General features: G+C 72.1%; 17 protein-coding genes. 4 read left to right on the forward strand and 13 right to left on the reverse strand.

Going from position 1 to position 19,178, the window contains the following annotated elements; all coding sequences use genetic code 11:
• Nucleotides 1–26: 26 nt before the first annotated feature.
• Both macS and ACIRC0_RS13715 read right to left on the reverse strand, forming a co-directional pair.
• Nucleotides 27–1,271 (reverse strand): MacS family sensor histidine kinase, encoded by a 1,245-nt coding sequence (macS, locus tag ACIRC0_RS13710; protein WP_403615445.1) that lies wholly within the window; start codon nucleotides 1,269–1,271, stop codon nucleotides 27–29.
• Nucleotides 1,272–1,324: 53 nt separating this feature from the next.
• Nucleotides 1,325–2,074 carry a lysophospholipid acyltransferase family protein gene (locus ACIRC0_RS13715; protein ID WP_403615448.1) on the reverse strand — a complete coding sequence of 250 codons (750 nt, stop codon included), beginning with the start codon at nucleotides 2,072–2,074 and terminating at the stop codon, nucleotides 1,325–1,327.
• A gap of 162 nt (nucleotides 2,075–2,236) precedes the next feature.
• Between ACIRC0_RS13715 and ACIRC0_RS13720 the strand changes: the two genes are divergently transcribed.
• Nucleotides 2,237–3,016: an alpha/beta hydrolase gene (locus ACIRC0_RS13720; protein WP_403615450.1), complete on the forward strand. Its 780-nt coding sequence runs from the start codon at nucleotides 2,237–2,239 to the stop codon at nucleotides 3,014–3,016.
• On the forward strand, nucleotides 3,009–3,575 hold the full coding sequence (locus ACIRC0_RS13725) for a hypothetical protein (RefSeq protein ID WP_403615452.1): 567 nt from the start codon (nucleotides 3,009–3,011) through the stop codon (nucleotides 3,573–3,575). The genes ACIRC0_RS13720 and ACIRC0_RS13725 overlap by 8 nt, the downstream gene beginning before the upstream one ends.
• 30 nt (nucleotides 3,576–3,605) lie before the next feature.
• Here the strand turns inward: ACIRC0_RS13725 and ACIRC0_RS13730 are convergent, their stop codons facing one another.
• The 6 genes from ACIRC0_RS13730 to ACIRC0_RS13755 all read right to left on the reverse strand — a co-directional run bounded on the left by ACIRC0_RS13730 (nucleotide 3,606) and on the right by ACIRC0_RS13755 (nucleotide 8,963).
• Entirely contained in the window at nucleotides 3,606–4,364 is a 759-nt protein-coding gene (locus ACIRC0_RS13730; protein ID WP_403615455.1) for an endonuclease/exonuclease/phosphatase family protein, read from the reverse strand.
• A gap of 256 nt (nucleotides 4,365–4,620) precedes the next feature.
• Complete coding sequence (locus ACIRC0_RS13735; protein ID WP_200416971.1) at nucleotides 4,621–5,574, reverse strand: ROK family glucokinase; 954 nt, start codon at nucleotides 5,572–5,574, stop codon at nucleotides 4,621–4,623.
• A gap of 130 nt (nucleotides 5,575–5,704) precedes the next feature.
• Nucleotides 5,705–6,187, reverse strand: coding sequence for a DUF5304 domain-containing protein (locus ACIRC0_RS13740; RefSeq protein WP_403615458.1), 483 nt, complete (start codon nucleotides 6,185–6,187; stop codon nucleotides 5,705–5,707).
• Between the two features lie 89 nt (nucleotides 6,188–6,276).
• On the reverse strand, nucleotides 6,277–7,446 hold the full coding sequence (locus ACIRC0_RS13745; protein ID WP_403615460.1) for an ArsA family ATPase: 1,170 nt from the start codon (nucleotides 7,444–7,446) through the stop codon (nucleotides 6,277–6,279).
• 113 nt (nucleotides 7,447–7,559) lie between these two features.
• On the reverse strand, nucleotides 7,560–8,003 hold the full coding sequence (locus ACIRC0_RS13750; protein WP_403615462.1) for an SRPBCC family protein: 444 nt from the start codon (nucleotides 8,001–8,003) through the stop codon (nucleotides 7,560–7,562).
• A gap of 162 nt (nucleotides 8,004–8,165) precedes the next feature.
• Nucleotides 8,166–8,963, reverse strand: coding sequence for a metallophosphoesterase (locus ACIRC0_RS13755; protein WP_403615465.1), 798 nt, complete (start codon nucleotides 8,961–8,963; stop codon nucleotides 8,166–8,168).
• A gap of 306 nt (nucleotides 8,964–9,269) precedes the next feature.
• Here ACIRC0_RS13755 and ACIRC0_RS13760 point away from each other — a divergent pair, with 306 nt between their 5' ends.
• Nucleotides 9,270–11,066 (forward strand): AMP-dependent synthetase/ligase, encoded by a 1,797-nt coding sequence (locus ACIRC0_RS13760; RefSeq protein WP_403615466.1) that lies wholly within the window; start codon nucleotides 9,270–9,272, stop codon nucleotides 11,064–11,066.
• Nucleotides 11,067–11,089: 23 nt separating this feature from the next.
• Here the strand turns inward: ACIRC0_RS13760 and ACIRC0_RS13765 are convergent, their stop codons facing one another.
• Nucleotides 11,090–12,712, reverse strand: a complete 1,623-nt coding sequence (locus tag ACIRC0_RS13765) for a GMC oxidoreductase (RefSeq protein ID WP_403615469.1) — start codon at nucleotides 12,710–12,712, stop codon at nucleotides 11,090–11,092.
• A gap of 143 nt (nucleotides 12,713–12,855) precedes the next feature.
• Nucleotides 12,856–13,998: a glycosyltransferase family 4 protein gene (locus ACIRC0_RS13770; protein ID WP_403615471.1), complete on the reverse strand. Its 1,143-nt coding sequence runs from the start codon at nucleotides 13,996–13,998 to the stop codon at nucleotides 12,856–12,858.
• 147 nt (nucleotides 13,999–14,145) lie between these two features.
• Here ACIRC0_RS13770 and ACIRC0_RS13775 point away from each other — a divergent pair, with 147 nt between their 5' ends.
• The gene (locus ACIRC0_RS13775; RefSeq protein WP_403615473.1) at nucleotides 14,146–15,375 is read left to right on the forward strand and encodes a glycosyltransferase 87 family protein; all 1,230 of its coding nucleotides are present in this window, start codon (nucleotides 14,146–14,148) and stop codon (nucleotides 15,373–15,375) included.
• A gap of 41 nt (nucleotides 15,376–15,416) precedes the next feature.
• On the opposite strand, the gene ACIRC0_RS13780 is transcribed toward ACIRC0_RS13775, so the two are convergent.
• From ACIRC0_RS13780 to ACIRC0_RS13790, 3 genes are all read right to left on the reverse strand, one after another.
• Nucleotides 15,417–16,613, reverse strand: a complete 1,197-nt coding sequence (locus ACIRC0_RS13780; protein WP_403615475.1) for a hypothetical protein — start codon at nucleotides 16,611–16,613, stop codon at nucleotides 15,417–15,419.
• 64 nt (nucleotides 16,614–16,677) lie between these two features.
• Nucleotides 16,678–17,721 carry an NlpC/P60 family protein gene (locus ACIRC0_RS13785; RefSeq protein WP_403615478.1) on the reverse strand — a complete coding sequence of 348 codons (1,044 nt, stop codon included), beginning with the start codon at nucleotides 17,719–17,721 and terminating at the stop codon, nucleotides 16,678–16,680.
• Between the two features lie 240 nt (nucleotides 17,722–17,961).
• Entirely contained in the window at nucleotides 17,962–18,996 is a 1,035-nt protein-coding gene (locus ACIRC0_RS13790) for an NlpC/P60 family protein (protein WP_403615481.1), read from the reverse strand.
• Nucleotides 18,997–19,178 lie beyond the last annotated feature (182 nt).

Consider the following 19,178-nt stretch of genomic DNA (forward strand, 5'->3'; position numbering starts at 1 on the left):
CTCGTCCGTCGTCGTGCTGCTCTCCGTCACCGCTGCTCCGCCTTCCCCCGTGCCGCATTCAGGTCCTGCCCGTCCCCCACAGCCTTCGGTAGCTTCAGTTCCACTTCCGTGCCCTGCCCCGGGACCGAGATCCACTCGGCCGTGCCGCCGATGTCGCGCAGACGTCCGCGGATCGACTGGGCCACTCCGAGGCGTCCCTCCTCCTCGGCGCGGGCGAGGCGCCCCTCCGGGATGCCGGGCCCGTCGTCCCGTACGGTCACCACGATCCCCTCCGGCTCGTCCTCGACCAGGATCCAGGCGCGGGCGCCCTCCCCCGCGTGCCGGTGGACATTGTCCAGGGCGGCACCGACAGCGGCGGCCAGCTCCCGTGCCACGGCCGGGGCGAGCGGCACCGGGCAGCCCGGTTCGGACAGCGTCACCCGGGCGCCCGCGTACCGGGCGAGCAGGGTGCGCAGGTCGACCGGGCCCTCCTCGGCGTCCGGCTCGTCGACCGCGCGGACGACCGCGCCGAGCGCCGCGTCCTCCGACACCCGCGACGGCGGCACCAGGCCCCCGGAGACCAGGGTGCGCAGCGCCACCTCCTGCTCCCCGGCCAGCCGGCCCAGCTCCGCGGCCTCACCGCCGAGCGCGGTGCCGCGCCGCTGCACCATGGCGAGCACCTGGAGCACGCTGTCATGGATGTCCCGGGCCAGCCGCTCCCGCTCCCGGGTCGCGGCCTCGATCTCCAGCGCGCGGGCGAGGGTGCGCTCCGAGGCGCGGGCGACCTCGACGACGTAGCCGATCGCGATGGAGGCGACCCAGACGAGGACCACGTTGTGCACGGTGTCCCGGGCCGGGGAGCCGCGCTCGATCAGGTTCGCCGCGGCGACCGGTGTGGAGGCGAAGGCCGCCCAGCGCCAGCCGCCCTTGAGCGCGTACGCCAGGACCGACCCGGCGGTCCATATCGACGGCAGGGTGGGGCCGCCGGAGGCGATCCGCTCGTGCGAGTCGGCGACGGGTGTCAGGAGGATGCCGGTGAGCGCGATGGCGAGGTCGACGGCCAGGAACCACCTGGTGCAGCTCGCCGCGTTCGCGACCCGGGGAAGCGTGGCCAGGGTCCACACGCTCAGCACGAGGTAGTACGCGATCGCCAGCCAGGGCCGGGTGAACGTGTCGTAGGCGGTCGCGAAGAACCCGATCGCGTACAGCATCGTCAGGACCCGGTACCCCGCCAGGGCACGCCACAGCGGCTGCTCGACGGACATCGTGATGACACGCTCGCGCTTGGCCATGTCCCCCCTCTTTTCCGGCCGTTCCCCGCCGCCCCAGCCGTGCGGGCCGCTTCCTAAGAGCCCGCCGGTCCCTTCCCAGCGTCCTTCTGCGCGTCCTTCTGCGCTTCCTTCTGTGCCTGCTTCTCCGCCTTGGCCGCCTCCGCGATCTGGCGCTTGGCGGCGGTCGCGTAGATGTCGACGTACTCCTGGCCGGAGAGCTTCATGATCTCGTACATCACCTCGTCGGTGATCGCGCGCAGCACGAACCGGTCGTGCTCCATGCCCTGGTAGCGGCTGAAGTCCAGCGGCTCGCCGATCCGGATCCCCGGCCGCATCAGCTTGGGGATGACCTTCCCCGGCGGCTGGATCTTCTCGGTGTCGATCATGGCGACCGGGATGACGGGCGCCCCGGTCGCGAGCGCCACGCGCGCGAGGCCGCCGGGCTTGCCCCGGTAGAGGCGGCCGTCGGGCGAGCGGGTGCCCTCCGGGTAGATGCCGAACAGCTCGCCGCGCTCCAGCACCTCGATGCCGCTCTTGATGGCGGCCTCACCGGCGCCGCGCGCTCCCGAGCGGTCCACGGGGAGCTGGCCGACGCCCTTGAAGAAGGCGGCGGTCAGCCGGCCCTTCACACCGGGCGTGGTGAAGTACTCGGCCTTCGCGATGAAGGTCACCTTGCGGTCGAGCACCGCGGGCAGGAAGAAAGAGTCCGAGAAGGACAGGTGATTGCTCGCCAGGATCGCGGGGCCCTCGGCGGGAACGTTCTCCAGGCCTTCCACCCACGGCCTGAAGGCGAGCTTCAGCGGCCCCCCGATGGATACCTTCATCGCGCCGTACAACAACCGAGTGCCTCCTGTGTCTGTAGATCAGACCTTAACGCGGCCCGCCGACAAAGGATCCGACGACCCTGGTCGGTGTCAGTGCCGTCGCGTACGGTGAAGTACCTGCAATCGACGTGCCCAGCCCCTTTCCATGAACAGGAGACCGACGTGCCGGTCCTCCCCGGAGCCGAGCCGTACCGCCACGAGGGCGGGGAGATCGGCGTCCTCCTCTGCCACGGCTTCACCGGTTCCCCGCAGTCGCTGCGCCCCTGGGCGGAGCATCTGGCCGAGCGCGGCCTCACCGTCTCGCTGCCGCTGCTGCCCGGGCACGGCACACGCTGGGAGGACATGCAGCTCACCGGCTGGCAGGACTGGTACGGGGAGGTGGACCGCGAGCTGCGCGCCCTGCGCCGCAGCTGCGCGCAGGTGTTCGTGGCCGGCCTGTCCATGGGGGGCGCCCTGGCCCTACGGCTGGCCGCCAAGCACGGGGACGCGGTCAGCGGCGTCATCGTGGTCAACCCGGCGAACAAGGTGCACGGCCTGTCCGCGTACGCCCTGCCGGTCGCCCGCCACCTCGTGCGGACGACGAAGGGGATCGCCAGCGACATCGCCAAGCCGGACAGCGTGGAGCTGGGGTACGACCGGGTGCCGCTGCACGCGGCGCACTCGCTCAGGAACTTCTTCCGGGTCGTCGACGGCGAGCTGCCGCAGGTCACCCAGCCGCTGCTGCTCCTGCACAGCCCGCAGGACCACGTGGTGCCGCCGGCCGACTCGGCTCGGATCCTGAGCCGGGTCTCCTCCACGGACGTGCGGGAGATCCTGCTGGAACAGAGCTACCACGTGGCGACGTTGGACCACGACGCGGACCGGATCTTCGAGGAGAGCCACGCGTTCATCGGCCGGCTCGCGCCCAGTGTCGGCAAGGAAGGGACGGCCGCAGGTGGCTGAGCACGACTCCGACCGCGAGGACCGCGAGCCGGACGAGAAGGGTGTGCCCTTCGACGAGGAGGCCGCTTGGGCGGCGATCGTCGCGGGGTACGGCGAGGAGCCGCCGGACCCCCCGGGTTCCAAGCCGTTCAAGCCCATCGAGGACCTGGCGCTGCCCGACTGGGAGCCGAACAGCGTCACGTTCAAGGACGACGAGACGAAGGACGGGCCGGTGAAGCCGCTGGGCAGCTCGGTGTCCTTCGCCCCCGGAGTGGGCCCCCGGGACTACGCGCCGCCAGAGCCGTCCGAGGACGACTTCGACGAGGACGACGAGGGCCATTTCGTGCCGCCGGAGCCGCCGCCGCTGCCCGCGGCGGACACGACGGCGAAGTTCGCGTGGCTCTCGGTGATCGGCGGCCCGGTGCTGCTTCTGCTGGCGGTGGTGCTGGGCTGGAGCATGACCTGGTGGCTCGCCACGCTCGGCGTCGGCGGCTTCCTGGGCGGCTTCACGACCCTCGTCGTACGCATGAGGACGGACGACGACGGGGACGACGAGCCGGGTCGCGGCGCGGTGGTCTGACGCGGTGGCCTGACGCGGCGGTCCGATCCCCTACGAGGCGGGGACCCTGAGGGCGGCGAGCACCGGAAGGTGGTCCGTGGCCGCGGTGAGGTCCCGCTCCGTCACGCCGGGGTGGCCGAGGGGGACCCCGCAGCCGAGGACCTCGATGCCGCGGGTGGCGAAGACGGCGTCGATACGGCGTGGGGGGCCGGAGCGGGTCCAGGTGTGCTCGCCGCCCCAGGGGGCGGTGGCCCAGGCGTCCTGAAGGTCGGCGGCGAGGCGCTTGAAGGTGGGCCCGTCCGGGGTCTCGTTGAGATCGCCGCCCGCGATCGCGTGCTCGACGCCCATCGCGGCGAGGCGGTCGAGGAGCATGCCGCCCTGTTCGTGGCGCTCCTCGTCCTGCAGGCTCAGATGGCAGCCGATGACACCGAGCCGGGCGCCGCCGAACCGCACGACCGCCGTCGCGAAGCCGCGGCGGTGCAGGCCGGGGGTGAGGGGCAGCAGGACGTCCTCGGTGCGCTCGACGGTGGCCCGCAGCGAGCAGAGCAGGGCCGGCCCGGCGGCGGTGGCGCCGCCCGAGAGGATCACGAGGCCGGAGGCCGCCGCGAGCCGGGCGAGCTTCTTGCGCCACCGGAAGAAGCGAGGGGCCTCCTGGACGAGCACGAGGTCGGGGGCGCAGGCGCGGATGACGCGCGCGAGCGCGTCGGTGTCGTCGCGCATCGACCGGATGTTGTAGCTGAGCACCCGGAGGACGGCGGATCCGTCGGCTTCGGTTCGGGAGTCGGGCAGCAGCGGGTCGGAGGTCGCCATGCGGATCAAGATACGCCGCGCCCGGCTGCGGCCCCGCAGGGGTTGCCCGCCCCGCCGCCCCTACCCGTCCCCTCCCCGACTTCCTCCAGAACGCCGCCCGGCATCGGGCACACGCCCGCCAAAGACCGCCGTCCGCCCACGCACCGACACGCGGCTCCACCCCCGACCCCGGGCGACCCCAGCGAATCCCGCCAGAACGCCGGCGCCCGCCGGGCCCCTGGGGGCGCGGCGGGCGCTGTCGTGCAGTGAAGGGGAGTTACATGATCGGGTCGGGTTCGCGGGCCAGGTCCGCCGCGCCCACCAGGCCCGCCTTGTTGCCCAGCTGGGCCGCGATCACGTCGGCGACCGGGCGCCAGTTGCCGCCCACCAGCCAGCGCTTGTAGGACTTGCGGATCGGCTCCAGGACCAGTTCGCCCTCGTCGGAGAGGCCGCCGCCGACGATGAACGCCGAGGGGTCGAAGAGCGAGGCCAGGTCGGCGAGGCCAGCGCCGGCCCAGCGGGCCAGTTCCCGGTAGGAGTCCACCGCCACCGGGTCGCCCTGACGCGCGGCCATCGAGATGTGCTTGCCCTCGATGCCGTCCGGGGTGCCGTCGCCCAGCGACAGCAGCACCTCCGCGTTCTCGGGCGTCGCGTTCGCGCGCTGCTTGGCGTAACGGACCAGCGCGCGGCCCGACGCGTACTGCTCCCAGCAGCCCTGCGAGCCGCAGCCGCACAGCAGCCCGTCCGGGACCATCCGGATGTGGCCGAACTCGGCGGCCACGCCGAAGTGCCCGCGGCGCAGCTTGTTGCCGATGATGATGCCGCCGCCGAGGCCGGTGCCGAGCGTGATGCAGATGACGTTGCGGTGGCCCTTGCCCGCGCCGAACTTGTACTCGCCCCACGCGGCCGCGTTCGCGTCGTTCTCGACGACCACCGGGAGGCCCACGCGGGCCTCGACCTTCTCCTTCAGCGGCTCCTGGCGCCAGTCGATGTTCGGCGCGAAGTAGACCGTCGAGCGCTGACGGTTGACGTATCCGGCAGCACCGATCCCCACGCCGACGATCTCGTGTCCGGCACGGGCGCCCTCGACGGCAGCAGCAATGGCGTCCACGATGGCCTCGGGCGTGCCCGGAGTCGGCACCTTGTGGGTCGAGAGGATGTTGCCTTCCTCGTCGACCACACCGGCCGCGATCTTCGTGCCGCCGATGTCGACGCCGATGGTGAGTCCCATGAATCCCTCAGTTTCGGTCGAGCCCCGCTACGGCCCACCGTACCCCGAGGGGCCGTAAGGGTGTCGGACAGCTCCCTCCGGCCCCCGGAACCCCCGGCCTCTGCGGCCTCTGACGGCTCTCCGTGCCGGCCTAGTCGAGGTCGATGTGCTCGCCGGGGCCCTCGTCCCCGTCCTGCCGGCGGGGGTCCGTGTCGCCGGACGTGCGGTTGGTCCAGCGCCGCTCCTGGGCCTCGACCGCGGAGCGGTAGGCCGCGAGCAGCTCCGAGCCGGCCGCTGCGAGGTGGTCGAAGACGTCCGGGTTGCGCTCGATGACCGGCTCCACGGCCGCCTTGGCCTGCTGCACGACCTGGCGGACCATCTGCTGGGCCGTACCCGATGCAGCCGCGCCGAGCAGCGGCGCCTGCAGCCCGGACAGCTTGTCCGCGACGGCGTCGACGAGCTTCTTCAGCTCCTCGGCGGCCGACCCGGGCGGCGGGCCGTACTGGGCCCGGCGGCGGGCCTTCTCCGCGGCGAGGTCCTCGGCGCATGCTGTCGCCCAGGCGTCGGCGTCGCTCACCCGCACTTCCTCGGCCTCCTCCTGAGCGGCGTCGGAGGAGGGGCGCTCTTCGCTCATGGCGGACTCCTGACTGCGGTTCGTACTCCCGACGTTACCCGAACGGGGGTACGTGCTTCATCAGATGAGGCCGGGGGCGTGCACCGGCCCTACGAGGTGCGCGGCCACAGCTCGGGGTCCGGTGCGAAGCGGATGCGCAGCTCGCCCTCGCGCAGCGCCGCCCCCGCCACGGTGCAGCGGCGCAGCGCCGACGGAAGGGGGGCGATGCGGCGGAACGGCCCCACGGTCACCACGATCTCGTCGCCGCGCCGGACGAGGTCCAGTTCCTCGCGTATCGCGCCGGGCAGCGGGATGTGCCACACGAGCACTCCGTCCTCGGCGAGCCGGTCCGTCACGGGCCACTCGGCCGGGGAGGGCGCCGGGTTGACGTCCGGGACCGCGAGCGCGGCGAGGTCGTCGGCGCCGCGCGGGTCGTGGCCGAGGTGCGGGACGCCGTGCACGGCGTACGCGCCCTGCCACTCCTGAAGGGTCTTGCGCTGCTGGGCGGCGAGCTGCGCGAGCCAGGCGTCGTGGCCGCTGTCGGGCAGGACGCGGTTCGCGACCAGGGCCTCGGGGCGCAGGGTGCGCAGGGCGAGGCCGGTGACGGCGGTGCGGACCGCGTCGGCCGCGGCCGGGCCCGGTTCGGCGACCAGCCACACGCTGGTGGCGCGGTCGGAGAGCACCGCCTCGACGGCGGCCAGTTCGACGTCCCAGCGGGCGCTGGTCTCGTAGAGCCACTCGGCGGGCATCGGCACGCCCGCGAGCCGGCCGAGGACGGGGCGCAGGGCGCGTGCGGCCTGCCGCTCCGGCGGGAGCAGCCGGCGCAGGTAGCGGCGGAGTTCCTCGGGCAGGGCGAGGAGGACGAGCGCCTGCGGGACGGGGGGCAGGTCGACGACCAGGAGGTCGTAGGACTCGGAGAGCGCGGCGTCGCGCAGGGCGCGCAGCAGGGCGAGTTCCTCGGCGCCGGGCAGGGGGGTGACCTCCTCCGCGTCCAGCCGGGCGGCGCCGAGGAGGTCGAGTGCGGTGGCCGCGCGGTCCTGGAAGGCCACGAGGCCGTCGCGGAAGCGGGCGGCGGCGTCCGGGCGCCAGGCCGTGAGGCCGGGTGCGGCCTCGACGGGGCGGGCGCCGGTGGGGACGCCGAGTACGGCACCGAGGGTGTCGGTGCGGTCGGCGCTGAGCACGAGGGTGCGGCTGCCCCGGCGGGCGGCGTTCAGCGCGGTGGCCGCGGCGACGGTGGTCCGGCCGGAGCCGCCTGGGCCGGTGATCAGGATGGTGCGCATGACCGTGAACCGTAACGGAGAGGTACGGCCCCGACGCGACAGCACCCGGCGCGTGCCGTGGCCGTCACCTGTCCCCCGGCCGCACGTCACCTCTCCCGCGGCTCGAAGGCCAGTTACTTCTCCCCCGACTCCACCCGCTTCTTCAGCCCGGCCAGCGCGCGGTCGATGATGACCTTCTCCGCCTTGCGCTTGATCATGCCGAGCATCGGGATCTTGACGTCGACGGTCAGCCGGTAGGTCACCTCGGTGGCGCCCGCACCGGCCGGCTTGAGCAGGTACGAACCGTCCAGGGAGCGCAGCATCTGCGACTTGACGAGGGTCCAGGAGACCTCGCTGTCGCCCGTCCAGGTGTACGCGAGCGTCTGGTCGTCCTTGATGGCACCGGCGTCCATGACGAGGCGCACCTGCTCGGCGCGGCCCTGCGCGTCGGTGGAGAGGACCTCCGCCTCCTTCACCTCGCCCGTCCAGTCCGGGTAGCGCGCGAAGTCGGCGATCACCCGCATGACGTCGGCCGGAGCCGCCTCGATCGTGATGCTCGAGCTGGTGTGTTCCGCCATCGCCGTGGCTCCTCCAGATGCGGTCCGGTGAGGGAGGGTGGTGCGCCGTGCGCACGTGTGTGCAGCGTGAAGGCTACCGCGCACGCGCGGCGCCGCTACCACCCCGCCTTGGCTCGGGCCGACGGGGCCGTCTCGGAGCCCGGGCGCCGCCCCGCGGGCCGCTCACCACTCCAGTACCCAGGGCTTCCCGCTCCCCGCGAAGTGCCCCACGTTCACGCACTCCGTCGCCCCGATCCGCATCCGGCGGACCAGCGGCTGGTGGACGTGGCCGAACAGGGAGTACCGCGGCCGGGTGCGGCGGATGGCGTCGAGCAGGGCGCGGCTGCCGCGCTCGAAGCGGCGCGCCACCGTGTCGTAGACCAGCTCCGGGACCTCCGGCGGGATGTGGGTGCACAACACGTCCACCTCCCCCACCGCCTCGATCTTGGCCGCGTACTCCTCGTCGCTGACCTCGTACGGGGTGCGCATGGGGGTGCGCAGGCCGCCGCCGACGAAGCCGAAGGTCCAGCCGCCGATCTCCACGCGTTCGCCGTCCAGCACCCGGGTGCCCTCGCCGGCGTACTCGGGCCACAGGGGCGGCATGTCGACATTCCCGTAGGTGGCGTACGTCGGGGTGGGGAACGCCGCGAACAGCTCGGCGTACTGCCGGCGCACCGCCTTCTCGATCGCGGCGGCTCGGTCCATGCCCACCCCGGCCCACAGCTCGGCGCCGAAGGCGCGCGCCTCCTCGTAGCGGCGGGCGGTGCGCAGTTCCACCAGCCGGTCGGCGTTCTCCGTACCGAACAGGTCGGCGAATATCCCGCGCGAGTGGTCGGCGTAGTCGAGGAAGAGGATCAGGTCACCCAGACAGATCAGGGCGTCCGCGCCCTCGCCGGCTTCGGCCAGGTCGCGCACGTTGCCGTGCACGTCGCTGACCACGTGGACACGCGTGCTGGTGTTACCGCCCGATGTGGGTGCCATGACGATCAAGCGTAAGGCTGTGGGGCAAACGTGAACAGTAGCGGCGGGACCTGCGGTTACTGGCCGGTAAGTCAAGGGTTCGACTACTGTGCGCCGAGGAACGCCAACACGTGTGACGCACGGAACATCTCGCCGGGACCCCCTGTCGGAGAAGCCATACCGGCGGGTAACGTCCGGGCAGTCCAGTCGTGCTCAGGGTTTCAACCAGTGAATCCCGGAGGAATCCTGAGCACCTGACCGAGCCTTGGACCGCACCGTCGCAGCACACAGAGTCGTGGCGTCGGCGCCCTGTGAGGAGCAGCAGTCTTGCGCGAGTTCAGCCTTCCGGCTTTGTACGAGGTCCCTGCGGACGGAAACCTGACCGACATCGTCCGCAGAAACGCCGCGCAGCATCCGGACGTCGCCGTCATCGCCCGCAAGGTGGCGGGCGCCTGGCAGGACGTCACCGCCACCGCCTTCCTCGCCGAGGTGCAGGCCGCTGCGAAGGGCCTGATCGCCTCCGGGGTGCAGCCGGGCGACCGGGTGGGCCTGATGTCGCGGACCCGCTACGAGTGGACGCTGCTGGACTTCGCGATCTGGAGCGCGGGCGGGGTCACCGTGCCGGTGTACGAGACCAGCTCTCCGGAGCAGGTGCAGTGGATCCTCAGCGACTCGGGCGCGACCGCCTGCATCGTGGAGCAGGACACACACGCCGCGGCCGTCGAGACGGTGCGCGAGAAGCTGCCCGCGCTCAAGCACGTCTGGCAGATCGAGGCCGGGGCCGTGGAGGAGCTCGGCCGCGTCGGCCGGGACGTCAGCGACACGGCGGTCGAGGAGCGCAGCTCCCTCGCCAAGGCCGACGATCCGGCGACGATCGTCTACACCAGCGGCACCACCGGGCGCCCCAAGGGCTGTGTGCTGACCCACCGCAACTTCTTCGCCGAGTGCGGGAACGTCGTGGAGCGGCTGCGCCCCCTGTTCCGTACCGGCGAGTGCTCGGTCCTGCTCTTCCTGCCGCTCGCGCACGTCTTCGGGCGTCTGGTGCAGATCGCGCCGATGATGGCGCCGATCAAGCTGGGCTGTGTCCCGGACATCAAGAACCTCACCGACGAACTGGCCGCGTTCCGGCCGACGTTGGTCCTCGGCGTGCCGCGCGTGTTCGAGAAGGTGTACAACTCGGCGCGCGCCAAGGCGCAGGCGGACGGCAAGGGGAAGATCTTCGACAAGGCGGCGGACACGGCGATCGCCTACAGCAAGGCGCTGGACTCGCCGTCCGGTCCGTCCCTCGGCCTGAGGATCAAGCACAAGACGTTCGACAAGCTCGTCTACAGCAAGCTGCGCGCGGTGCTGGGCGGCCGCGGCGAGTACGCCATCTCGGGCGGCGCCCCGCTGGGCGAGCGCCTGGGTCACTTCTTCCGCGGCATCGGCTTCACGGTCCTGGAGGGCTACGGCCTGACCGAGTCCTGCGCGGCGACGGCGTTCAACCCGTGGGACCGCCAGAAGATCGGTACGGTCGGCCAGCCGCTGCCGGGTTCCGTGATCCGTATCGCGGACGACGGCGAGGTGCTGCTGCACGGCGAGCACCTGTTCAAGGGCTACTGGAACAACGAGGCCGCGACCGCGGAGGCGCTGGCCGACGGCTGGTTCCACACCGGTGACATCGGCACCCTCGACGAGGACGGCTACCTCAGGATCACCGGCCGCAAGAAGGAGATCATCGTCACCGCGGGCGGCAAGAACGTGGCCCCGGCCGTGATCGAGGACCGCATCAGGGCGCACGCGCTGGTCGCGGAGTGCATGGTGGTGGGCGACGGGCGTCCGTTCGTGGGCGCGCTGATCACGATCGACGAGGAGTTCCTGGGCCGCTGGGCGGCCGAGCACGGCAAGCCGGCGGGTTCCACCGCGGCGTCGCTGTGTGACGACCCGGATCTGCTCGCCGCGGTCCAAGGCGCGGTCGACGACGGCAACGCCGCGGTGTCGAAGGCGGAATCGGTGCGGAAGTTCCGCATTCTCTCCTCCCAGTTCACCGAGGAGTCGGGCCACCTCACGCCGTCCCTGAAGCTCAAGCGGAACGTGGTGGCGAGGGACTACGCGGAGGAGATCGAGGCCCTCTACCGGAAGTAGTCGGCCCCCTCTCACGTCTCACGTCATGGCGCGGTGTCCTCGGCGAGGACCCGCGCCATGGTGCGTTCCGCGAGCGCGGTGATGGTGAGGAACGGATTGACGCCGAGGTTGCCGGGCACCAGGGAGCCGTCGGTGACGTACAGCCTCGAGTACCCCTTCACCCGGCCGTGGCCGTCGGTCGCCCTGCCCAGCACACAGCCGCCGAGCGGGTGGTACGTGAAGTCGTCGGCGAAGACCTTGCTGCCGGCGCCGAAGAGGTCGTACCGGTAGATGGTGGAGTTGGCGGTGTTGATCCGGTCGAAGAGCTTCTTGGCCATGCGCACGGAGACGGCGCTCTGGGCGGCGCTCCAGCCGAGTTTCACGCCGTCGGTCGAGGGGTCGTACGTGAACGATGCCCGCTGAGGGTTCTTGGTGATCGCCAGGTAGAGGCTGACCCAGTGCTCGAGCCCCGTCGGCAGCGGGGCGATCTCGGCGAAGACGGGATTGTCGGCGTTGGCCCAGTCGTCGATGCCCATCACGGGGATGGTGGACTCGTCGGCACCGACCGTGTCCCAGACGTGGTTGGCACGGCCGAGCATCACGTTGCCGTTGGTGCCCCAGCCGGTGCCGACGCTCGCGTCGAGCGCGGGCAGGGTGCCCGTCTCCCGTGCGCGCACCAGGAGTTCTGTGGTGCCGATACTGCCCGCCGCGAGGAAGAGGTACGTGCACCCGTACTGCTTGGTCTCGACGACCGCACCGGTCACGTCGATCCGGTCTGCGGTCAGTACGTAGGTGCCGTCGGCGGCTCTCCGGATCTCCCTGACCCGCTCCAGGGTGTTGATGGTCACGTTGCCGGTGCCGAGCGCGGCGGCGAGGTAGGTCCTGTCGAGGCTGCGCTTGCCGTGGTTGTTGCCGTAGATGACCTCGCCGGCGAGTGCGGACCTGGTGGCGGTGCCGTCCGCCTCGCGCCGCATGTAGGCGAAGTCGTAGACGTTGGGCACGAAGGTGGTCTTCAGGCCGGTGTTCGCGGCGGCCTTTCGGGAGGTGCGGGCGAACCGGTACCACTCGGTCGACTCGAACCAGGCGGGGTCGATCGTGTTGACGCCGAGCATGGCGCGGGCGCGCGGGAAGTACGTGCCGTACATCTCGGTGGCGTCGACGGTGGGGAACTGCTCGCTGAAGTACGACTGGACGGGTGTGACCGCCATGCCGCCGTTGACGAGGGAGCCGCCGCCGACGCCGCGGCCCACGTACACGGACATGGCGTCGAAGTGCACGCGGTCGAGGACGCCGGGGTAGGGGCTGATGTCCCGGTTGACGACGTCCAGCCAGAGGAAGGTGGCGAGCGGGGCCTCGGTGCGGGTGCGGAACCACATGGATCTGCGGTCCGGGGCGCTGGTGGAGCAGAACACCGTGCCGTCGGAACCGGGGGTGTTCCACAGGCGGCCCATCTCCAGGACGAGGGTGCGGATGCCGGCCTGGCCGAGGCGGAGGGCGGCCACGGCGCCGCCGTAGCCGGAGCCGATGACTATCGCCGGGGCGCTGTCGACCGCGTCGGGCTCTGCGGCTTGGGCTGAGTGCAGGTTGATGCGGGTGAACCCCAGTGTGGCTGCCGTCTGCAGGGCTGCGATGCCCAGGATCTGACGGCGCGTCAGGTTTGATGTCATGGGCGCAGCATCGGCGGATTTTCGGGTTCCGGCTAGGGTTCGGGCGCCTTAAGGGGTGCCACTTCCTGCCGTTGGGCGACTGCGGCTATTTGGTGGCTTGTCGCGCAGTTCCTCGCGCCCCCAAAGGGGCGCACCCAGCCCCTTCACAAAAGTTCCCGGAGCCTCTCGGCCAGCAGGTCCCAGCGCCACCTCTCCTCGATCCACTGCCTGCCGCGCTCCCCCATCCTGCGGCGCAACTCCGGGTCTCCCAGGAGGGTGATGATGCGGTCCGCCGTCTCCTCCTCCGAGCCGCCCCGCACCACCCATCCCGTCTCGCCGTCCAGCACCGCGTCCGGGGCGCCGCCCGAGTCGCCGGCCACCACCGGGAGGCCCGTAGCGGAGGCCTCCAGGTAGACGATGCCGAGGCCCTCCACGTCCAGGCCGCCCCTGCGGGTGCGGCACGGCATCGCGAAGACGTCGCCCGCCCCGTAGTGCGCGGGCAGCTGGGACCAGGGCACGGCGCCGGTGAAGTGGACCGCGTCGGCGACCCCGGTCTCCTGGGCGAGCCTGCGCAGGTCCCTCTCGTAGGGCCCGCCCCCGACGATCAGCAGGACCGTCTCCGGCTCCTTGGCGAGGATGCGCGGCAGCGCCCGGATCAGGGTGTCCTGGCCCTTGCGCGGAACCAGGCGGGAGACGCAGACCACCACCGGGCGGTCCGTGAGCCCCAGGCGGGCGCGGACCTCGTCGCCGCCCGAGCCGGGGTGGAAGGTCTTCTCGTCGACGCCCGGCGGCAGCTGCACCATCCGGTCGGCCGCCTGAGGGCTGAGTGCGGCGGCGATGCGGGAGCGGGTGTACTCGCCGAGGTAGGTGATCGTGTCCGTGGACTCACCGATGCGCCGCAACAGGGTGCGCGCTGCGGGCAGTTGGGCCCAGCCCGCCTCGTGGCCGTGCGTGGTGGCGACCAGCCGCCGGGCGCCGGCGCGCCGCAGCGCCGGGGCCATCAGTCCGAGCGGTGCCGCCGCCCCGAACCACACCGAGGTGCAGCCGTGCTCCCTCAGCAGCCCCACGGCCCGCCGGGTCGCGGCCGGCGTCGGCAGCAGCATCGTCGTCCGGTCCCGTACGACGGTGAAGGGCTGCCCGGCGTCGAAGGCGGCCGTCGCCTCGGCGCCCTCCCGGCCGCGCTTCCAGGTGGAGGCGTAGACGACCAGCCGGTCGGGGTCCAGGCGGAGCGCCATGTTGTGCAGGAACGCCTGGATGCCGCCGGGGCGCGGCGGAAAGTCGTTCGTCACGATGAGGGTCTTGTGCATCGTCGTCGACAGTACCGAACCGGTTGTGCGACCGTACTCACAGCGCCGTACGGCCGCGTTTGCCGCCCCCCGCCCGGCTCGACGCGAGATCATGGCCCCTCGGCGACAGCGGTACCCGACGAGTGAGGACAGGGACTGAAGGTGTACATGGCGGGCGCACGGCGCATTCCGGTCTGGCTGCTGCTCGCCACCTGGCTGCTGACGAGACTCGTCCTGCTGCTCTTCGTCTTCAAGGTGTGGGTCTTCCCCGGGCCGGACGTCACCAGCGACGTCTCGGTGATCTACCAGGGCTGGTACGAGACCCTGCGCACCGGCAGGTTCCCCCAGGGCGACGTCACCTGGCAGTACCCGCCCGCCGCGGCACTCGCGATCCTGTCCCCCGCGCTGCTGCCCTTCCTCCAGTACGCGCAGGCGTTCTTCGTGCTCGCCTGCGTCGCCGACCTGGCGGGTTTCGGCCTTCTGCTGTACGCGGGCCTGAGGCGCGGCAAGTCCCTGCGCGGCGCCTGGGTGTGGGTGGTCGGGGTTCCGCTGCTCGGCCCGACGGTGTACGCCCGCTACGACCTGATGGTGACGGCCGTGGCGGTCGCCGCGCTGCTGGCCGGGACGCGCCGCCCGCGGCTGATGGGAGCGCTGGCGGCGTTCGGCGCGCTGCTGAAGGTGTGGCCGGCGCTGCTGCTGGTGGGCGCCGGCAGGCGCCGGGCCTGGATCTCGGCCGCGGCGACGGCGGGCGCTCTCGCCCTGCTGTTCGCCGTGGCGATGCCCGGCGCCTTCTCCTTCCTGACCGCCCAGCGCGACCGCGGCACCGAGGTGGAGTCGCTGGGCTCGCTGGTGTTCCACGTGGCCCGGCACCACGGCTGGGAGGGCCGGGTGATGCTCAACTACGGCTCGGTGGAGTTCCTCGGCCCCTACGTCGACTGGGTCAGCGCGGCGGCCCTCTTCCTGACCGTGATCGCGTTCGGCTGGCTGCTGCTGTGGCGGGTGAGCGTGCGCCGCCTGCCGCCGCACGCGCTCGCGGACGCGGCCTTCGTGGCGGTGCTGCTGTTCACGCTCACCAGCCGGGTGATCAGCCCGCAGTACATGGTGTGGCTGGTCGGGCTCGCGGCCGTCTGCCTGTGCTTTCCCGGCAGCCGGATGCTCCTGCCCGCCGGGCTGGTCCTGGCCGCCTGCCTCGCCACGGTCCTGGAGTTCCCGGTGTACTTCGCGAACGTCGTGGCGAGCGACCGGCTGGGCGTCACCCTCCTCGCCACGCGCAACGGCCTGCTGCTGCTCGCCGCACTGACCGCGGCCAGGGCCCTGTGGCGCACCACGGTCTCCCGCCCGACCGCGACGGTGCCGCCTCAGACCGCCCGCACCCAGGAGACTCTGACGCCCTCCTGAGCGAGGCCCCTGCTCCATGCCGGAGCGAACCGGCCGTGGCCTCAGCCGAGTTGGGACCTCAGACACGCCCGCCACTGCTGCGTGAACTTCTCCGGTGTCGTGCCGAGCACCCTTGCGAGGGCCGTCTCGACCGATCCCTGGCGCTGCCCGTGGTCGCCGACCGCCCGGTAGAAGTCGTTCAGCCGGGCCTCGCCCCAGCGGTCGGCGATCATCCGGCAGGCCGTCCAGCCGCTTTCGTAGGCCTGCGCCAGTTTGCCCGCGTCCCCGGAGAAGGCGAAGTCGGAGTCCCGCGGCAGCGCGGACGGGGCGGTGCCGAGCGCGACGGCGCGCTCGAGTTCGGGTGCCACCTCGGCGGGGGTCCGGCCGGTGCGGCGGTAGCCGACCCAGTCGGCGTACCCCTCGGAGAGCCACAGGGGTGTGGCCGCCGTGGTGTGGCGGCGGGTTGCGACATGGGTGGTCTCATGGGTGAGGACGACCTGTTTGCCGAGGTCCCCGAGGATGGCGTAGGCGTCCGGGTTGACGGTGATCCGGTCCGCGGGCGCCGTCCCGCTCCCGCCCACCTCACCGGTGGTGACCGCGGCTATCCCCCGGTACCCGGACGCCGGAGCGCCGAGCAGCGCCGCCATGCCCGCCAGCGACTTCGGCACGAGCACCACGACCCGGCCCGGCCAGCCGGTCCCCCACGCCTCGGTGACGGCGGGCACCGCCCGGTCCGCGAGGCGCGCGTACTCCCGCAGCGCCTCCCGTGGTTGCCCGACGCCGAGGACGAGGCTGTGCGCTCCGCGAACCGCTTCGACGGTGCCCTGGTCCCACAGTTGCCGGGCGGCCTTCCGCGCGGGCTCCTCGGAGGTGACGTACCAGCGTCCGCCACTGCGGGTCAGCCGCAGTGACCGGGCGGCGGTGACGGGCGCCCGGTCGTATCCCCTGACGCGGTAGCGCAGTTGGGCGTCGGCGGTGGCCCGGTCACCGGTCAGGGAGACGGCGGTGAGCCGGTACGACCAGGCGGCCAGCGGCACGGCGCGCAGGTTGTCGTACCCGGCGGCGCCCGCGGTGCGGGTCTGGGTCGCGAGGAACGCGGACCGGTCGCCGTCCAGGACCGCCGTCGCCCGCCGGTCGAGCAGCTGCCGCACGGCGGCCGTCCCGTTCTCGGCGGGGGCGGCGCCGCCGCAGCCGACGAGCCCGGCCAGCAGCAGGACACAGCACGCCACGATCCCCGACGCACGACCACGATCAGCCACCGTCCGATCGTACGCGGCGCCCACGGGCCACTCGCGCGGCGGTTTCGGCCGCGGACCGGTGCCTTCAGGGCCTGGTGACCGAGGTGATCGGCATCATGCCGACCGGGTCGTAGCGCACCGCCGCCCCCGGGTGGGGTGCGTGGATGACCTGGCCGTTGCCGACGTACATCGCCACATGGCTGGCGTCGGATCGGTAGACCACCAGGTCCCCGGGCTGCGCCTGGGACAGCGGCACCTGGCGGCCGGCGTACCGCTGCTGCTGCGAGGTGCGCGGCAGGCCGATGCCCGCCCGTGCGTACGCCCACTGCGTGAGGCCCGAACAGTCGAAGCCGCCCGGCCCGTTGGCGCCCCACACGTACGGGCGGCCGAGCGCGGAGCGGGCGGCGGCGACGGCGGCCGCCGCGCGGGAGTCGGGCGCCGCCGCCGGGGTGAGGGCGGGCACCTCGCCGGCGGAGCGGGAGGCCCGCTGGTAGGCGGTGCGCTCCTCGGTCGGCAGGGAGTTCAGCAGCCGCTGCGCCGCGACGAGCTTGAGCTCCACGGCCTTCTTGTGCTGCGCGACCGCCTCGCGGCTCTTCTCCAACTGGGCGAGCTCACCGGCCACCACCGCGCGTTCCCGGGCCAACCGGCGCAGCGCTCCCTGGAGTTCCTTGAGCTGCCCGGCCTGGCGGGCGCCGATCCGGTCCAGCACGGCCGCCCGGTCGAGGTACTCGCCGGGGTTGTCCGACAGCAGCAGCGCGAGGGAGGAGGCGAGTCCGCCGGAGCGGTACTGGGCCCCGGCGAGCGCACCGAGCGCGTCCCGCATGCTGTTGACGCGGTCCTGCTGCCGGGCGACGCGGTCCTGTGCCCGGCCGACGTCCCGGCGCAGCGCGTCGGCGCGTTCCCCGGCCTTGTTGTAGGCCTCGGTGGCCTGCTCCGCCTCCCGGTACAGCCGGTCCACCGTGGCCCGGGCGTCGCGTGGCGCGGCGTTCGCCGGTACGGCGCCCAGTGTCGCCGCGGCCGCCGCTGCGGCGGACAGTACGGCGGCTGCCCTCTTCAGGGCTCGGTTGGACTCCGCGGCGCTGGCGCCCTGGCGCATGCCGGATGGTGCAAGGCGGCGATGGGACCCCACGACCGGTCGCTCTCCTTCCGCTGACGAACCGCCCGCCGGGCGGCGGGGGAAACGCGGCAGACAGTAGCGGGATGATCACGACGGGTCCAAAGCCCTCGAGGGGCCGACAGAGCGACGCCCCGCCGCTGACGCAGGTCATGGGCAGGGCGTGGAGTCAGCGTAAGTCGCTGGAATTCGCTCGTTCGGGCGGTGTGGTGTCGTGCGGTTCGAGGAACCGGGTAACCGGGTCGGACTCGCGATTCAGACCCGGACGCCGAACATGAACGGTCCGCCGATCGTGGACATCGACTCGTAGCGGACGACGGTGCCGGTGCGCGGGGCGTGCAGGATCTGGCCGTTGCCCGCGTAGAGACCCACGTGGTGGATGTCGCTGAAGAAGAACACCAGGTCGCCGACCTTGAGGTCGTTGACCGAGTAGATGCGGGTGCCTATGTTCGCCTGCTCCTGCGAGGTGCGCGGGATGGAGACGCCGGCCTGCGCGTACGCCCAGGAGGTCAGGCCCGAGCAGTCGTAGGCGTTGGGGCCCGTGGCGCCGTAGACGTACGGCTTGCCGATCTGGGTCTGGGCGGCGGAGAAGGCGGCACCGGCCCGGCCGGAGCCGACGCCGACGCTGAGGGCGCTGCGTTCGCTGGCCCGGCTGGCGCGTTCCTGGTCGGCCTGGAGGGCGGCCCGCTGCTGGGCGGTGAGGCTGTTGAGGAGCTTCTGCGCCGCGGCGAGCTTGCCCTGGACTTCCTGCTTCTTCTTGCCCAGTTCGGCGCGGGTGGCGGCGAGGTCCTTGAGCTTGTCGGTGGCTTCCTGGCGCTCCTGGGCCAGCTCGCGCTGTTTCTCCTGGATCTTCTTCAGCGCCTCGACCTGCTGGCTGCTCAACTGGTCGAGGGTGGACGCCTTGTCGAGGTAGTCGTCCGGGTTCGAGGAGAGGAAGAGCTGGAGGGAGGGGTCGATGCTGCCGGTGCGGTACTGGGCGCTGGCCATGGTGCCGATGCCGTCGCGCAGCTTGTTGAGCTCGTCCTGGCCCCGGGCGACCTTGTCCTGGAGGGTGGATATCTCCTTCTGGAGCTGCTCCTGCTTCTCCTTGGCCGCGTCGTACTGCTCGGTGGCCTTCTCCGCGTCCTCGTAGAGCTTGTCGACCTTGGACTTGACCTCGTCCACGCTCGGCTTGGCACTGGGCGCCGCGTTGGCGGCGTTCGCGCTGAACGCGACAGCGGCGGCGGCCGCGGTGGTCAGCACGGTCACACGTGCACGACTCGGCTGCTTGGGTCGACGGTGGGACGCCACGGAAGCAGGCTCCTTCTTCTGAGTGATCACCCGCTTGGAGGTTCGAGGCCAGACCCTAGTGACCTCATCGTGATGAATTCAAATCCTCACACCAAAAAATCCAGTCACGCAGTGCATTCTTTGCACATGAGGCACAGGAAGTGAGGCAGCCCTGACGCTACGTTGCGCGACGGTTCCGTCAA

Source organism: Streptomyces sp. NPDC093984 (assembly GCF_044764595.1).
In the GTDB taxonomy this organism is placed as follows: Bacteria; Actinomycetota; Actinomycetes; order Streptomycetales; family Streptomycetaceae; genus Streptomyces; species Streptomyces cynarae.

What these genes read in the sequence shown, in the direction of transcription:
- macS (WP_403615445.1), bottom strand. Translation starts at nt 1,271, where the DNA reads ATGGCCAAGCGCGAGCGTGTCATCACGATGTCCGTCGAGCAGCCGCTG.
- ACIRC0_RS13715 (WP_403615448.1), bottom strand. Translation starts at nt 2,074, where the DNA reads ATGAAGGTATCCATCGGGGGGCCGCTGAAGCTCGCCTTCAGGCCGTGG.
- ACIRC0_RS13730 (WP_403615455.1), bottom strand. Translation starts at nt 4,364, where the DNA reads ATGGCGACCTCCGACCCGCTGCTGCCCGACTCCCGAACCGAAGCCGAC.
- ACIRC0_RS13735 (WP_200416971.1), bottom strand. Translation starts at nt 5,574, where the DNA reads ATGGGACTCACCATCGGCGTCGACATCGGCGGCACGAAGATCGCGGCC.
- ACIRC0_RS13740 (WP_403615458.1), bottom strand. Translation starts at nt 6,187, where the DNA reads ATGAGCGAAGAGCGCCCCTCCTCCGACGCCGCTCAGGAGGAGGCCGAG.
- ACIRC0_RS13745 (WP_403615460.1), bottom strand. Translation starts at nt 7,446, where the DNA reads ATGCGCACCATCCTGATCACCGGCCCAGGCGGCTCCGGCCGGACCACC.
- ACIRC0_RS13750 (WP_403615462.1), bottom strand. Translation starts at nt 8,003, where the DNA reads ATGGCGGAACACACCAGCTCGAGCATCACGATCGAGGCGGCTCCGGCC.
- ACIRC0_RS13755 (WP_403615465.1), bottom strand. Translation starts at nt 8,963, where the DNA reads ATGGCACCCACATCGGGCGGTAACACCAGCACGCGTGTCCACGTGGTC.
- ACIRC0_RS13765 (WP_403615469.1), bottom strand. Translation starts at nt 12,712, where the DNA reads ATGACATCAAACCTGACGCGCCGTCAGATCCTGGGCATCGCAGCCCTG.
- ACIRC0_RS13770 (WP_403615471.1), bottom strand. Translation starts at nt 13,998, where the DNA reads ATGCACAAGACCCTCATCGTGACGAACGACTTTCCGCCGCGCCCCGGC.
- ACIRC0_RS13775 (WP_403615473.1), top strand. Translation starts at nt 14,146, where the DNA reads ATGGCGGGCGCACGGCGCATTCCGGTCTGGCTGCTGCTCGCCACCTGG.